The 14,916-nt window shown below is 48.0% G+C and carries 18 protein-coding genes and 1 pseudogene; 13 read left to right on the top strand and 6 right to left on the bottom strand.

Translation table 11 applies throughout. From position 1 onward, the window contains the following. Positions 1 to 137: 137 nt before the first annotated feature. Both EYY67_RS23605 and EYY67_RS23610 read left to right on the top strand, forming a co-directional pair. Complete coding sequence (locus EYY67_RS23605; RefSeq protein WP_131694516.1) at positions 138 to 2,831, top strand: autotransporter outer membrane beta-barrel domain-containing protein; 2,694 nt, start codon at positions 138 to 140, stop codon at positions 2,829 to 2,831. Positions 2,832 to 3,015: 184 nt separating this feature from the next. Then, a complete protein-coding gene (locus tag EYY67_RS23610) occupies positions 3,016 to 3,252 on the top strand; it encodes a YobH family protein (protein WP_131694517.1) in 237 nt (78 codons plus the stop codon). A 61-nt stretch (positions 3,253 to 3,313) separates the two neighbouring features. Here the strand turns inward: EYY67_RS23610 and EYY67_RS23615 are convergent, their stop codons facing one another. Then, a complete protein-coding gene (locus EYY67_RS23615) occupies positions 3,314 to 3,559 on the bottom strand; it encodes a DUF2766 family protein (RefSeq protein ID WP_015697897.1) in 246 nt (81 codons plus the stop codon). Positions 3,560 to 3,761: 202 nt separating this feature from the next. Here EYY67_RS23615 and EYY67_RS23620 point away from each other — a divergent pair, with 202 nt between their 5' ends. The 3 genes from EYY67_RS23620 (at position 3,762) to EYY67_RS23630 (ending at position 6,083) form a co-directional block, all read left to right on the top strand. Then, positions 3,762 to 3,953 carry a YdfD/YebW family protein gene (locus EYY67_RS23620; RefSeq protein WP_095921376.1) on the top strand — a complete coding sequence of 64 codons (192 nt, stop codon included), beginning with the start codon at positions 3,762 to 3,764 and terminating at the stop codon, positions 3,951 to 3,953. A 127-nt stretch (positions 3,954 to 4,080) separates the two neighbouring features. Further along, complete coding sequence (locus EYY67_RS23625) at positions 4,081 to 5,721, top strand: ABC transporter substrate-binding protein (protein WP_095921375.1); 1,641 nt, start codon at positions 4,081 to 4,083, stop codon at positions 5,719 to 5,721. A gap of 146 nt (positions 5,722 to 5,867) precedes the next feature. After that, complete coding sequence (locus EYY67_RS23630) at positions 5,868 to 6,083, top strand: hypothetical protein (protein WP_095921374.1); 216 nt, start codon at positions 5,868 to 5,870, stop codon at positions 6,081 to 6,083. A gap of 68 nt (positions 6,084 to 6,151) precedes the next feature. Here the strand turns inward: EYY67_RS23630 and EYY67_RS23635 are convergent, their stop codons facing one another. Continuing rightward, positions 6,152 to 6,439 (bottom strand): hypothetical protein, encoded by a 288-nt coding sequence (locus tag EYY67_RS23635; RefSeq protein ID WP_013576208.1) that lies wholly within the window; start codon positions 6,437 to 6,439, stop codon positions 6,152 to 6,154. A 324-nt stretch (positions 6,440 to 6,763) separates the two neighbouring features. Here EYY67_RS23635 and EYY67_RS23640 point away from each other — a divergent pair, with 324 nt between their 5' ends. Beyond that, a complete protein-coding gene (locus EYY67_RS23640; protein ID WP_408637212.1) occupies positions 6,764 to 6,970 on the top strand; it encodes a hypothetical protein in 207 nt (68 codons plus the stop codon). 44 nt (positions 6,971 to 7,014) lie between these two features. Here EYY67_RS23640 and EYY67_RS23645 read toward each other — a convergent pair whose 3' ends face one another. Continuing rightward, on the bottom strand, positions 7,015 to 8,523 hold the full coding sequence (locus EYY67_RS23645) for a sensor domain-containing diguanylate cyclase (RefSeq protein WP_165497998.1): 1,509 nt from the start codon (positions 8,521 to 8,523) through the stop codon (positions 7,015 to 7,017). 84 nt (positions 8,524 to 8,607) lie between these two features. Here EYY67_RS23645 and EYY67_RS23650 point away from each other — a divergent pair, with 84 nt between their 5' ends. Both EYY67_RS23650 and EYY67_RS23655 read left to right on the top strand, forming a co-directional pair. Beyond that, on the top strand, positions 8,608 to 8,880 hold the full coding sequence (locus tag EYY67_RS23650) for a hypothetical protein (protein WP_131694519.1): 273 nt from the start codon (positions 8,608 to 8,610) through the stop codon (positions 8,878 to 8,880). 13 nt (positions 8,881 to 8,893) lie between these two features. Beyond that, complete coding sequence (locus tag EYY67_RS23655) at positions 8,894 to 9,220, top strand: DUF2623 family protein (protein ID WP_131694520.1); 327 nt, start codon at positions 8,894 to 8,896, stop codon at positions 9,218 to 9,220. 59 nt (positions 9,221 to 9,279) lie between these two features. Here the strand turns inward: EYY67_RS23655 and EYY67_RS23660 are convergent. Further along, positions 9,280 to 9,444: pseudogene (locus EYY67_RS23660) on the bottom strand (NADP-dependent isocitrate dehydrogenase); the annotation flags it as partial. Between the two features lie 196 nt (positions 9,445 to 9,640). On the opposite strand from EYY67_RS23660, the gene EYY67_RS23665 reads away from it, so the two are divergent. The 3 genes from EYY67_RS23665 to EYY67_RS23675 all read left to right on the top strand — a co-directional run bounded on the left by EYY67_RS23665 (position 9,641) and on the right by EYY67_RS23675 (position 11,110). Further along, on the top strand, positions 9,641 to 9,883 hold the full coding sequence (locus EYY67_RS23665) for a DinI-like family protein (RefSeq protein WP_095921873.1): 243 nt from the start codon (positions 9,641 to 9,643) through the stop codon (positions 9,881 to 9,883). A 9-nt stretch (positions 9,884 to 9,892) separates the two neighbouring features. Further along, positions 9,893 to 10,129, top strand: coding sequence for a DinI-like family protein (locus EYY67_RS23670; protein ID WP_131694522.1), 237 nt, complete (start codon positions 9,893 to 9,895; stop codon positions 10,127 to 10,129). A 114-nt stretch (positions 10,130 to 10,243) separates the two neighbouring features. Next, positions 10,244 to 11,110: a DUF7946 domain-containing protein gene (locus EYY67_RS23675; protein ID WP_131694523.1), complete on the top strand. Its 867-nt coding sequence runs from the start codon at positions 10,244 to 10,246 to the stop codon at positions 11,108 to 11,110. 122 nt (positions 11,111 to 11,232) lie between these two features. Here the strand turns inward: EYY67_RS23675 and EYY67_RS23680 are convergent, their stop codons facing one another. After that, on the bottom strand, positions 11,233 to 11,709 hold the full coding sequence (locus EYY67_RS23680; protein ID WP_131694524.1) for a hypothetical protein: 477 nt from the start codon (positions 11,707 to 11,709) through the stop codon (positions 11,233 to 11,235). A 682-nt stretch (positions 11,710 to 12,391) separates the two neighbouring features. On the opposite strand from EYY67_RS23680, the gene EYY67_RS23685 reads away from it, so the two are divergent. After that, positions 12,392 to 12,505, top strand: a complete 114-nt coding sequence (locus EYY67_RS23685; protein WP_131694525.1) for a DUF2158 domain-containing protein — start codon at positions 12,392 to 12,394, stop codon at positions 12,503 to 12,505. Positions 12,506 to 12,516: 11 nt separating this feature from the next. On the opposite strand, the gene EYY67_RS23690 is transcribed toward EYY67_RS23685, so the two are convergent. Beyond that, positions 12,517 to 13,667, bottom strand: a protein-coding gene (locus tag EYY67_RS23690) for an IS3 family transposase (protein WP_131694526.1) whose coding sequence is annotated in 2 segments (ribosomal slippage) — positions 12,517 to 13,433 and positions 13,433 to 13,667 — 1,152 coding nt in all. Because the reading frame shifts where the segments join, the coding sequence is not laid out codon by codon here. A gap of 39 nt (positions 13,668 to 13,706) precedes the next feature. Between EYY67_RS23690 and EYY67_RS23695 the strand changes: the two genes are divergently transcribed. Beyond that, on the top strand, positions 13,707 to 14,816 hold the full coding sequence (locus EYY67_RS23695; protein ID WP_131694527.1) for a phage integrase Arm DNA-binding domain-containing protein: 1,110 nt from the start codon (positions 13,707 to 13,709) through the stop codon (positions 14,814 to 14,816). The last annotated feature ends 100 nt before the right edge of the window (positions 14,817 to 14,916 follow it).

The following is a 14,916-nucleotide window of genomic DNA, read 5'->3' on the forward strand; positions in this document are numbered from 1 at the left end:
GAATTACACTATGCATTAAAATATCATCCCGCCGTCGAACAGTTCATCTGTCTCTTCTGTTATATAAATGAAAGCATAGTGGCTGAAATAATTTTCAGCTGGTTCATGCTGACTATTTTTTGTTGAGGGATTAATAAATGCATGCATGGAATAAAAAGTTCTTCTTGTCTAAAATAGCGCTGGCCTGCGCTGTTGCGGCCGCGGCACCTGCGGCGATGTCAGCGGATATCTCGGGTACCGTTTATGACACTTTCTACCACGATTCAACTTTAGCGGGTCACATTGGCTACCGTGGCTACGCCGATAACGACGGCACCGATAACGGTTATGCCGGTGGAGATATTTACTCCTCCATCAATGACTCAGTAGTGAACGGCGTTATCTCCACTTACTATCTGGGTTTTGATAACAACACCAGCAATACGCTGAATATCACCAACACGACCGTCAATGGCATGATCACTTCAGAGTGCATGACCACTGACTGCGGCGATGCGCGTAATGATTACGACCAGTCCCGTCTGCAACTGACCATTGATAATTCCACCATCAATGACACCTACGAACATTTCGATTATGACGTGACTGATGCCAATAAAGTCCGTGACCACGAAACGCTGGATACATATGGTCTGGGTGTGGCGGTGACGTTGGATCAGGAAAGTGACATCGTTATCAAAAATAATTCTCACGTGGCAGGCATTGCGCTGTCGCAAGGTTACGAGTGGGAAGATACCGACGTTAATAACAGCAACACATTTGATAATACCCTGACGGTTAATGATTCCGTGCTGACTTCTGGTTCTTATACAGAATTGCAGACCACCGGTTTCTATGGCCAGTCCGACAAGCCAAGCGATTACGGCAATATCAGCGCAGCCGGTACTCAGGCTGACGACGTCGCATTATCCGTTGTGGCAAGTGCCACTGCGGATAACGCAATGAAAACCAATGCAGTATTCAATAACTCAACCCTTACCGGTGATGTTTACTTCGAAAGTACTTTCGATGAAAACTACTACGTTGGCGGTCATGACAGCAACGCTGATGGCACTCTGGATACCAATGGCTGGGATGACACTGACGAGCTGAACCTGACGCTCGACAACGGCAGCAAATGGGTTGGCGCAGCCATCTCAAATGTTCAGATGGATTCATCACTCTATAATCGCAGCACCAACAGCATCTGGCCGGGCTCTGTCTTCAGCAGCACAAACGGTTATCTGACCGGTGATCAGGTTTATCAAAGTGGCCTGTTCGATGTGGCGCTGAACAACGGTTCTGAGTGGGATACCACCAAAGCGTCTAACATTGACGATCTGACCGTGAACAACCATTCTCAGGTAAACGTTGCTGAATCTGACCTGCTGGCAGACCACATTTCCCTGACCAATGCCTCAACCCTGAAAATCGCTGCACACGGTGGCGTTTACACGGATGAACTGAACCTGAACTCAGGCAGCCAGGCTTCTTTGACCGAAGAAACTGCCGCCCTCTACGCCAACACCATCACTGTGGGCAACGGTTCTGAACTGAACTTAGGTCTGGGCCAGGTTGATACGCATAACATGGTACTGACTGATAACGGTACGTTTGATATCGGCAGCCGTGAGTATGTCCTTAACGCTGATATGAACAATGCCCGTGACAAAACTGCCGCTGATTACGCTTATGATCAGGGAACCATCGGTATTAACTCCGACGGTCATCTGGCCGTAAATGGCGTGGCTAACGGTAACTATCAGGTGCGTATCGATAACGCAACCGGCGAAGGTCAGGTTGCTGATTATCAGAATAAAGAGCTGATCCGCATCTATGGCGGTAACGCGACCTTTACTCACGCTAACACCGCTGATCTGGGTGCTTACAAATATCAGGCAGAACAGGCTGGCGATACCGTTGTGCTGGCAAAACAAGGCATTACTTCAACCGCAAATGCAGCACTGAGCCTGCCTTCTTCAAATGCTGCTACCTGGCATATGGAGCAAGACACCTTAGAAAACCGCATGAACAGTTCCCGTCACACCCAGGGTAATGATAAAGGCGGTGTGTGGGTTAACTACTTCGGCGGTCAGCAAAACGGTGACAATGGCGTGATTGATTACGATCAGGACGTCAACGGCATCATGGTCGGTCTGGATAAAGTCACCGAAGGTGGCGGCGAACGTCAGTGGCTGGTTGGTATGGCTGCAAGCTTCGCGAAATCCAGCCTGTCTATGGATGATGCAGATGCCGATACTGACAGCCAGTCAGCACGCGTTTACTCAAGCCTGGACTTCAACAACGGCGCATTCTTCGATTCCTCCCTGAGCTACAGCCACTTCAGCAACTCTACTGACAGCACCATGAGCAACGGTCAGCAAGTATCAGGTGACAGCACGACGGATGCCTGGGGCTTTGGTCTGAAAGTCGGTTATGACTGGAAATTCGCACCGCAAGCTTACCTGACACCATATGCAAGCGTCACTGGCGTGTTCATCGGTGATGATGATTACACCATGAGCAACAACATGCGTGTCACCGATCAGGCTTATGACAGCATGCGTTATGAGCTGGGTGGCAACGTCGGTTATACCTTCGACCTGGGTGCCGATCAGGCTATCAGCCCGTATGCCACTCTGGCGTATGTGTATGAAGATGCTAACAACGATGCAGACATCAATGGTGACCGTATCGACAACGGCGTTGATGGTTCAGCCGTTCGCGTTGGTTTAGGTGGTCAGTTCGACATGAGCAAAAACTTCACCGTTTATGCGGGTGCGAACTACCTTGGCGGCAGCGATGTTGACCAGCCTTGGGCAGCAAACCTGGGTATGAAATACCGCTGGTAATGTACTGACCTGAGTAACGTGTCTCAAAACTCATTGGCTCCTTTTCAGGAGCCAATTTTTTATGGCCACAATCCTGACAGTACTCAAATCAGAATCAAACGGAATGACATTCCCGGAAAAATAACTTCTACTAGACTTATCAATATCCTGAATTGTTCAGGAGAGCCATTAAGGGAGTTTCAGAATGGGTATCGTTAAGACCATTATTGTGCTGGCGGTGATTTATGCGATTTTTCTTTTTTCGGGTTACGGCGTGACCGTCGGCAGCAGCGAGAATGCGGCAGGACTGGGTCTGAAATGTCAGTACTTAACCGCCAGAGGGATCGTCAGTTCGCAGTATATCCATTCTGACAGCGGCGTCATTGGTGTCTCAAACTGTCCGATTTTCAAGCAGGTCGGTGAAGTCGTCGACAACAAATAAAGCTCATTTTTATTGCAGGCTTTCATTGTCATGCCCGCTGATGCAGGCATGACACTGTTTATCAGCTGTCGTGCTTAGTGAATTTCAACTCGATCAGCGAAATGGCTTTCTCGATAGCACGCTTGGTCACCGGATCGGCTCCGGCAGGATGCTTGCTGAAATCAATACTTTTCAGCTGATGAGACATCTTTTCGCGCACTTCAGCAGGCGCAATAATTTCAATCACATCCAGAATTTGTTTGATCACCAGCTGGCACGCCACCAGATCGGATTCGATTTCCTGTTCTCTGTTTAAAGACTCGGACATGCGTTACTCCTTTCATTACGGTCATTCATAAAAATTATGGTCGCGAGGATATCACGCCCTTTATTGAAATTCTCTTTTCTGCCTTCGCAGGCTTTTTCACCCCCGTCAGAGCGGACAAATAAACAGCAAACGCACAGCCTCACATGTTGTTAATGCTGCATTGGATCTATGCTTAATCTGATGACAAAGGAGGAGACGCGCTATGTTCGCACTTGTTTTGACTATTTGTTATCTGGGCGGCGGATGTGAAGATTTAGTCGTGGATGCCTTTAATACTCAGAAACAATGCACGGTCGCGATGCATCAGCAAGGCTTACGCCAGGCTGGCTGTTACCCTATTGAAGATTTTATCGATGGCTACTGGATCCCGGCGCATGAGAATGCCGATTTTTAATCCTGTGTGCCACCTTTCACAGAGTGGATCTAAAAGCCTTATAAAGATTGCTAAACTGTCCGAACAAAGGTATGAATACCCTGTTACTCATTGATATTTAACCATATTGACAGGGCAGGAAATGGCAATGACGATACGTAAAACTTATGGGTGCTTCAAAAAACTACCACTGGCACTCCTTCTCTCCGCGACGTTCATGACTTCTTTCGCCACACACGCCGCGACCGTTCCCGCAGGCGTTGAACTGGCAGCCAAACAGGAAATTGTTCGTAACAATGGCAGTGAACCCGCCTCACTTGACCCGCATAAAGTTGAAAGTGATGTGGAATTCAATATCCTCAGCGATCTGTTCGCAGGCCTGATCTCCATCGACAATCAGGGAAATGCCCAGCCATCACTCGCAGCCAGCTGGGAAACCAAAGACAATAAAACCTGGGTTTTCCATTTGCGTCCCGGCATCATCTGGTCCGATGGTTCCCCTATTACCGCGCAGGATGTGGTGTTCAGCTGGCGCCGTTTAGTCGATCCTAAAACGGCATCACCTTATGAAAGCTACCTGGGCAGTATGCATATGCTGAATGCGGCTGAAATCATTGATGGCAAAAAGCCGGCGGACCAGTTGGGCATCAAAGCGCTGGATAAACAGACGCTGGAAATTACCCTCGATCAGCCGCTTTCCTATTTCCTCGGTATGCTGGCGCATCCCTCGCTTTCCCCTGTCAGTCAGGCGGATGTTGAAAAATACGGCGACAAGTGGACACAACCGGGCAACCTGATCAGCAGCGGTCCTTTCAAACTTGACACCTGGACGGTTAACGAACGCATTACGGCGGTCCGCAACCCGAATTATTGGGATAACGCCCATACCGTCATCAATAAAGTGACCTATTTACCGATAGCCTCCGGCACGGCCGACGTTAACCGCTACAAAGCCGGGGAAATCGACATTACCAATACCATCCCCACGCCGCTATTTGCCTCGCTGAAAAAAGAACTGGGTTCGCAGGTTCATGTCAGCCCATATCTGGCGGTGTATTACTATGCGATGAACACCCAGAAGCCGCCGTTTAACGATGTCCGCGTGCGTAAGGCGCTGAATCTGGCGATTGATAAATCGATCATCGCCGATAAAGTGATGGGTCAGGGACAAACGCCAGCCTGGCATCTCTCGCCGGATAACACCGGTGGTTTTACCTTCGCCAAACCTAAAGAAGCCAGCCTGACGCAGGAACAGCGCAACGAAGAAGCGAAAAAACTGCTCACCGAAGCCGGTTTTGGCCCCAACCATCCGCTGAAATTCAACCTGTTGTATAACACCTCGGAAGCACATCAGCGCATTGCGATTGCCGCCGCGTCGATGTGGAAAAAGAATCTGGGTGTAGACGCTGTTCTGCAAAATCAGGAATGGAAAACCATGCTGGACACCATGCATCAGGGGACATATGAAGTGGTGCGTTATGCCTGGATTGCTGACTACAACGAACCCTCCACGTTCCTGAATACCTTGCGTACAGGCAACAGTGAGAACACGCCTAAATTCAGCAATGCAGCTTATGACCAGGCGCTTAATGATGCGCTGAAAGCCACAGACAAAGCGGATGTGGGCAAAGCCTATCAGCGGGCAGAAGAAGTATTAACCGAGCAGTCGCCGGTGATCCCGCTGTATCACTATGTCAGTTCACGTCTGGTTAAACCTTATGTCGGCGGCTTCAACGACAGCCTGCTCAATTACATTTATACCAAAGACTTGTATGTAATTAAGCACTAACAGCAATCCGTTTTTCCTTCCGGTGACACCCGCCGGAAGGAAAATCCTCCCCGCGCTTTCCCTGCCCTTTCGCGATCTCCGCCAACACTTGCCACGCGCTGCTCAGATGGTAGATTGTACGTAAATCACACGAAACGGGAGCGAATATGAAATTCTCGGAAAGTGAGATCCAACCGCTTTGGGATGAAGTGGCGCGTATTATCGGAGACGGTGTTATTCAGATGCGCCACAGAGGGGAACCTCTGAGTGCCGATGCGCTGATTGGTTATCTCGATCAACAACTGGCCTGTGCTACCGGTGTTCAGCGACGTATCCTGCTGGGCGCGGCCATCAATATGCTAAAAACAGACCGCCGTTCCTGAGCGCGCGGCGCGACAAAACCTCGTCGCCTTTTCGGGCAACAAGTCGTCCTTTCATTTTCTTTCTGACGTCACTTAGATTGCGCTGCCCGCCCCTGTGCAAATAAAAAAATGCGCTGGGTAATGTCGTCGGCACCCAGAATATTTCCTTTCTGCTCCAGATTCGCCCTGGCATAGGCCACATCATGAGCCTGATCGACCATGCTGATCACCCGATCCCGGGTGGGCTTATCGAGTATCCCGAGCAACGTCGTCAAAATCGCCTGATAGGCATTTGAGGCATACGTCAGTTGTCTTTCACGTTGTTCCAGCGCGTCAATGCGAACCATCAGGGCCTGCAATTGTTCTTGATGCGTCATAGCGGCATCCTTCTTCACGGGTGGAAAATAACCGGAGACAGCGGAGAAAGAAGTTCTCCGCCGGTTACTGACATTAAGTTTAGCAGACTTAAAAAAGTGCATTACTTCCCCGCCTGCGCGCAAAGTAAACCCTTGTTCAATGAGTCGTTAACCGCTTCAGCAGTTGTAACTGTCCTCTTTTTCTCTTGTCACTTGCCGCATGCGGGTTCACGCCTCAGACAGGTAACAACCGCAGTACCTGCTTACAGATCGCAAAATGACAAAGCGTGGCGGGTTATGACATTTTCAGCCACAGCACGACATGTTCATTTTAGGAGAGTGAAGTTGAAAAAAACGATGTTGGGTACCGCCCTGTTCAGCATGCTGTTCATAAGCGCATTTGCGCAGGCGGAAGGCTGTCTTAAAGGCGCGGTCGCAGGAGGGGTGGTCGGTCATCTGAAACATCATGCGGTACTCGGCGCTGTCGCCGGATGTGCTATCGGACATCATCTGGCAGCGCAGGCCAAAAAACAGCAGGCCGCCGCCAAATAACCGCCATCAGGGCAGTAAGATGCCCTGATGGACTGAGTGACTCATTATTGCTGCGCGGCCACGACGCGGTTGCGGCCATCCTGCTTGGCTTTGTACAGCGCTTCATCGGCTTTTTTCAGCGCGGTTTCAGGTTCACCCTGTTGCAGATCCCAGTGCGCCACACCTAATGAAATCGTGATCGGGCGGATCCCTGACAACACCAATGTTTCCACATTCAGTCGCAACCGTTCGGCAATCGCTTGTGCTTCTCCTGATGCCGTCCCCGGCAGTAAGACCAGAAACTCTTCCCCGCCGACACGGCAGAGAATGTCACTTTCACGGGCATTATGGCGGATTTGTTCTGCCAGCGATTTAATCACTTCATCACCGATATCATGTCCGTACGAATCATTGATCGACTTAAAGTGATCGATATCCAGCGCAATAACAGAAAATTGCTGGCGCAGCTGAACCACAGATTCCAGCGTCATCGCCAGTCCGCGCCGGTTAAACAGACCGGTCATCGGATCCGTTTGCGTTTCAAATTTGAGCTTGCCGATTTTCTTTTGCAGCAGATTAATGCCGATCAGCAGGGCGCGTTTAAGCTGGGTCGATTCAAAATACCACGACGGGATTTCGCGGATATTGGTGGAGATATCCGGCTTATCCATTTCATTGGCACTTCGCGCCAGCAGCCAGAGCGGATGCGCAATCATTCGCGAGAACAGCCAGACGCAGAGTAACGTCAGCAGCGCCAGCGGAGTCAGGTGTTTCAGCACCTTGACCATCAGCCCTTCCAGCGGTTTCAGCGTCGCCCCGGTCGGTCGCTGGGTGATTATTTCCCAGCCGGAGGACGGCACCACGGCATAACCGGCCAGCATCGCCTCCCCTGCCAGATTGGTGACCATCAGGCTGCCATTGGTGTGCTGTTTGACCACTTCCGTCACCGGACGCGGCTTGACGACTTCGCCGATACGAAACGCATCCGGGTGATAGAGAATACGGCGCTCGTTATCCAGCACCGCAATATACGAGCCGTCGCGGTAATAATGTTCACCCAGTAATTCATTGAGAATGCTTTTCTGACGCAGATAGATAGTACCGGCGATATAGCCTAAATATTTGCCGTCTGGGGTGAAAATCGGCGTGGAAATCACGATCACCAGATTCTGAGCGACCGAGATATACGGCTTGCTGATCAGCGGCCGGCGTTCTTTCAGCGCTTCGAGCGCGCCGGGCGTTTTCAGAATATGGCCAACCAGTTGCAGGCTGTCAGGGGACGTCGCCAGAATTTTGCCTTGCGCATTGGTCAGCACGACAGAATTAAAACTGTCCGTCTGGTATTTGAGCCGTGCGGTTTCCGACTGAAGAACATCAGGATCGTCGAAATGGCTCGCCGCGATCACACTGCTGTAGGCAAGCTGCTTTTGCATACTTTTCAGAAACTGTTCCGTACTAGCCGCCAGTTTCGTCGCGTACACGCGATTCTCTTCAAGCGTATTGTCGATCAGTAACTGGCGCTGAACACGATAACTGGCATAAAAGCTGTTGGCCAACGTCACGAAGGCACTCATCACAGCTAAAATCAGAATCAGGCGTCGCAGATCAATACGGAACAGAGAGTGGGAGAGGAGTGAGCGCAACAAAAAGTCATTCCTGTGGCAAAAAGTCGCTCATATGTAACACCGCAGCCGGGGATGCACAATAAGGCCGAAAAAATAAACTATTATCTGACTGAATCCGCAGTAAAAATAGGTGCTTGCTGCGGTGTTACCTTAAATCAAATTCCTGATATTTTTAGCATTAAGTCAAATTCCACCCCATCGGGTTTGCCCCTCTTCGTCTGTTTATGCCCTCAAAAAGCGCTTTCTTTTGCGGCAGGTCATTGCCTGAATAATCGCTATATGATTTATTATACAGCGCTTGATTGATGAGGAATGTGGAATGCAAAACCATTTTGGGAAAGGGCTAAAAGCGGGTCTGTCTGCCGAAAGCGCATGGCCTGCATCGCAGGTGTCAGGTTACTGCAAAGAGTATTTGCGCGGCTTTGTTTTGGGCTATGCACATCAGCAAGCTCAACTGACCGGAGATGATAATAACGCGGCTTTTGAAGCCGGGGTGTTGTCACGCAACTACTGTCTGGATAAAGATCTGGTGGCCGAGTTCTTCTCCGCCAGTGCCAGACATCCCTCCAGAGCCTTTTTTCTGGTGGGCTACGAAGGTATTGCGAAAAACGTTGAAGAACCCCCCGCGCAAAACCGCCTCAGCTGAATTTTACGCATAAAAAACGGAGGCATTAAGCCTCCGCTGATCTTTCAACTATCCCGCAATTACATATTTGCGATCATGTCGTCGGCAAACTCGCTACATTTACGCAGCTTGGCGCCTTCCATCAGACGTTCGAAATCGTAAGTCACGGTTTTAGCCGCGATTGCGCCTTCCATGCCTTTCACGATCAGGTCTGCGGCTTCGAACCATTCCATATGACGCAGCAGCAGAGCGAGCCAAATGATTTAATGCCTTGATTAACATAGAAAATACCATTCGTCATGAATGTGTTTGACTGCAAAAATTAGTGTTTGTAACTGCATGAATTTACTAAGAATAAATTTTGTTTTGCAGAAGGGTTTTATTTTGCCCAAACAAATACATACTGTATGTATATCCAGTTAAATTTCTGCTAGGTGATTTATGTTTGTTGAGCTCATTTACGACAAAAGAAATATGGCCGGCGTGCCGAACGCCAATTCGCTGGTCTTGGCTGAACTTACCAAGCGCGTACATGGCACCTTCCCTGATGCTGACGTGAAGGTTAAGCCAATGGTGACGCTAAGCAGTATCAACACGGACGCCAGCAAAGCACAGAAAGCGATTCTGTCCGGAATAGTGGAAGAGATGTTCGATGATGCGAACGAATGGCTGGGAATCGAATGAGGGGGTTTTATGCACGTAGAATTGCTGATCGATAAAACCAAGCAACTGCCCGTCGGCGCGGTCGAGGCTTTCAAAGTTGAGTTTGAGCAAAGGCTGGAAAGAAATTACCCGGGCGCTACGTTCAGCGTTCGCCGAGCTGGCAATGATGGGATGTCGGTGATGGGCGGTACGCCTCGTGACAAAGAAGTGATCGATGTGATGTTGCAGAATACGTGGGAAAGCGCGGATGACTGGTTTCACCCTTGATATAATTCGGCTCTAACTTACTCCCTGATTTATCCACAGTATTTGTGTTGGTAGCTTTCCGATCTATGATGATTGGTAATAATTTTCCAATTATAAATTACCGAGGGTCTACGGATGGAGTCCGTTAGAATTCAAGATGTGAACGTTTCCCTGCGCTACGACGGCAAAGACGCTGAAAATCATCAAATCGAATTGACATGCCTTGGCGAATCTTTAAAGGGTTTTTCTAAGATTTTAGCAACAGCCGGCACATTCGCACTCACACAAAAGTACTCAAAAAATGTTTCATATCAGGAAGTAAAAGTATATGCAAAAGAGGCTCGGGCAAACTGCTTTACTCTTGATGCTGCGCTGAATTTCATATCACAGTCTCAATTGTTCTCAGGATCTGCCGGGGCTATACTCGGTGCATTAATACCTTATATATTTGCTCGAAACGCACAGAAGAAAGAGGAAATGAAGGCCTTAAAAGAAGCTCTTGAGAAGGCTATTGAAGCCCTCGGAAATAAGGACAGACCTACCATCGACGGATTGATATCAGTGATCGATAAGATGGCGGGAGAACTGCGCCCTTCAGTTCGTCAGGCTGTATCCCCAATTGGTAATACCTGTGACAAAATCAGTGTAAGCACTGGGGCGGGAAACCGAGCTGCGACTATCACTGAGGCCGACAAAGAAATCATTGATCAACTGGACGATGACGAGGTCCTTGGTCTACGTGAATATCGTGTATTTGTTACAGAATTTGATGCGCATCGCATGTCAGCAAAGGTGCTTATTGATGGCGATGAATCAGGCCGCCGTGTGATGGCTCAAATAACTGATCCCTCAGCCTCAACGTCGCAAAATCCTTACTTGGCAGCCCTTAGCTCTTATATGGTAAGCGGTGGGGCCGGAGGCTCATGCGTAACGGTGACAGCCAAGGCTACAGTTAAAAAAGGCCTCATTAATAAGTTGTTCATCGTAGATATTCAAGCATAACCCGGCCACCGAGCCGGGTTTTTTGTGCCTGTAATCTGGCAAAATCACCGCCCTGCAATATTCTTATCCAGCCCGCGTGAGGCAGAAAGGTGCCAAAGGCTTGACTTGGAGTTATTAAGGAATTACTTATGCTCCTTTTCATAAGCAATAGGTAAGGCATTTGATACACACCAAAACCGAATGCTCGAACCTTGAATTCCAACTGCAATATTGTTATTTTCAAAATTATCTATTTTAGAAGTCCCATCCTCACTAATACTCACCGAAGTCGGACTCCCTAACTTGTCAACTACGTCGCTTTCATCATATATATTATGCATATTTTTTGGTGAAAATTGCCGAGCTCCAAAAGAACATATTCTATTAACTTGGTATTTGTTATTTATCCCTTTGTCAAGATAAGCCCAATCATCACATGTGAGTCCGACGCTGCGAAAACCCATCATTTTCGTATCACCCTGCGTTTGCTCACAATCTGGTTTGCGTCCATAAGTCAAGGTGACATCAACTTCGCTCATGTTTAGCTTGAGATAACCCAGCGAATCAACGACCCCAACGTGATTATTATTCCAATAGTTCCAACCAACAACGCTACCCACACAAACAATCAGTATTAATATCAACAATTTTAACTTTTCATCATTTTTTATTTTTCTTTCCTATTGGATTGAAAAGGCCCAAGCATATTACATACATCCCTGTTGAATGCTCAACGCCTGCTGAAGGGCGAGTCCATCATGGCAGATAACTCGTGGAGATTATAAAACATCCACACCAAAAGGTGCAGATCTTATGTGTGAAAAATTCACAATTGATAGCACTAGATACTGGCCAAGTTTGCTAAACCATTTTGCCAGGAGCTTTTGGCGTGACACTTCTAAATATAAATTTTTATGAAGGCAATATGAATTTAAACAATCATAAGAACTGTTCATGTACAAAGTACAATCATGAGGATTCTGGATTGTGAAGTGCTGGGTGAGAGAAAAATCTTAGAGGTCGGATTTTGAAAGCAAGAAGGTTTACGAGCCGCTCTGCTCTGTCGGAAGCAACGGCCAAGTGATTTCAGGAGCAACGACAAGGTCAAACCTGATGATGCCCTTCCTTCGCCCTACCATCACCGGCAACGCAGTATGAAATGGGGTTTTATTCATCCACCGAATACCTTGGCGGAGTATTATAAAAAATTTGGATACCGCGTTAAAAAAGTTTACTATATAAGACAAATCTTATTTGCATCCCTTTACCTAAACTGATCTTCCGTTGAAACAAGGAGTATCTATGGAAAATATGTTTAAACCTGGCCATGTTGTAAGGGTTAAATCTGGCGGTCCGTTAATGACTGTTGTGATTTTAGAAAATGGAAATGGCGGCTATAAATGCCAGTGTGAATAGACCCTAGTTTCCTAGACTGTTCCGTGCCTCATGAACCAGGCACTTTCATAAACTGCAGGGGCTTGATCCTCACAGGCACTGTGGCGGCGTTTAGCATTATAAAACATCTCGACATAATCGAAGATATCCGCCTTCGCTTCTTCCCTATTTTTATAGATCCGTTTCTTTATGCGTTCCCGTTTTAGCAACTGGAAAAAGCTTTCTGCCACTGCGTTGTCATGGCAATTACCCCGACGACTCATGCTGCTTTTTAAATTGTGAGCTGTCATAAAATGCTGACATCTTTCGCTCGTATATTGAGAGCCCTGATCTGAATGGATTAATACTTCTGCCGTTGGTTTACGTCGCCATACCGCCATCAATAATGCATCCATTACTAACTCAGCGGTCATTCGTCCGCCCATGCTCCAGCCGATAACCCTGCGTGAGAAGAGATCAAGAACAACAGCCAGATACAGCCAACCCTCATGCGTCCTTATATAAGTCATGTCACTCACCCAATGCGTATTTGGGGTTGGGACAACGAACTGGCGTTCAAGGTAATTTGGACTGGCAAAAGAAGGCTTTCCGCCACCGTAATAGCGTCGTTTTCGGTATCCAGTCTGAGATGCTAGTTCAGCGAGCCTCATCAGGCGCGCGATCCTGTTACGTCCGACGCATTCACCCAGATCTTTCATATCGAGCCAGATTTTTCGATAACCATAAACCGTACCACTTTCAAGCCACAGCTGCTTAATAAGACCTGTTTGGCGCTCATCTTGCCTGGTACGCAAAGATTGAGGTCGCTTTAGCCACTGGTAATAACCGCTGTAATGGAGGCCAAGAACCAGACACAACCGGCGTACAGCATAAAAGGAGGACATTTGTTTAATGAAGGCGTACTTCAGCCTGACGTTCTTGCAAAGTACGCTGCGGCCTTTTTTAAGATATCCCGCTCTTCAGTTACTCGCTTAAGTTCTTGCCTGAGGCGCTTTACTTCATGCTGAAGTGCATCGTCCTGCTTACGCTGCGGCTCGGGCTTCTGGTAGCGCTTAACCCAGGCGTAAAGACTATTAGTGGATACACCAAGTCGAGAGGAGACCTCAGATACAGGGTACACCTGCTCAGTGATCTGTTTTACGGCTTCAATTTTGAATTCTTCAGTGAACGTTTTGACTGACATAAACACTCCTTCATTAGGCCTCCATTATGAGGTAAAAAAGTGTCTACGAAACCCGGGTCTATTCACTCCTGCTATACCGACGCCAGAACCAAAAAGGTTTACTGGCGTTATAAGCACCCGGTCACCGGAAAGTTTCACGGCCTAGGCGATAGTGAGGAGGAAGCACGGCAAATAGCGATCGATGCCAATACACGGCTGGCCGAACAGAAAATGAAGCACATGTTCACAATTCGGGAAAAAATCAGCACGAAACTGGGAATGTTGATCACGGTCAGCACCTGGCTGGATAAATACATAAAAATTCAGGAAGAGCGGCTTAAGAGCGGCGAAATTAAACTGAACATCTACAAGCAAAAATCAGCCCCGGTTGAAGCGTTCCGGCGGGAATGTGGTGCAAGGGAATTGCAGTCTATTGGGGCAAAAGATATTGCGGCAATAATCGAACAATACAAAGAACGCGGCCAGCGACGTATGGCTCAGGTTGTGCGCATGGTACTGGTCGATGTCTATAAAGAAGCGCAGCACGCTGGCGAAGTTGAACCAGGTTACAACCCTGCACAAGCCACCAGAAAACCAATAAATAAAGTGCAGCGTGAACGCTTTGATATTGAAGAATGGCGCGTAATTTTCAAAGCCGCTGAGAGTGCGCAAAACTACGTCCAGAATTCCATGCTTCTGGCTGTGGTAACCGGCCAGCGTCTGGGGGACATATCGCGCATGAAGTTTTCCGACATATGGGACGACCATTTGCACATTGAACAGGAGAAAACCGGTATGAAGCTGGCGATCCCCCTTTCGTTACGTTGCGATGAACTGGATACCTCGCTTCGGGATGTAATAACCCGGTGCCGCGACATGATAGTCAGCCCCTACATTTTGCACATCCACCATACGACAGGGAAAGCAAAAAGAGGCGGTCAAGTTTCCAGCGCTTCCATCACCGCTTCGTTTTCACATGTCAGGGATCGCAGCGGCTTAAAATGGACAGAGGGAACGCCGCCATCTTTTCATGAACAACGCTCATTATCGGAACGGTTATATCGTGCCCAGGGCATCGACACACAGAAATTATTGGGCCATAAAAACCAGATGATGACCGACAGATATAACGACGACCGCGGGAAAGATTGGGTTGTTTTAGCTATTTAAATAGTTATAATTTCTCAAATAACTAAATTTTAATGGAATTAAAAAATGATACCGGACAAAAGCTATCTTGAAATAATCAAAATCTTACAAGAAAATAACC

Source organism: Rahnella victoriana (genome assembly GCF_004330295.1).
GTDB lineage: Bacteria > Pseudomonadota > Gammaproteobacteria > Enterobacterales > Enterobacteriaceae > Rahnella > Rahnella victoriana.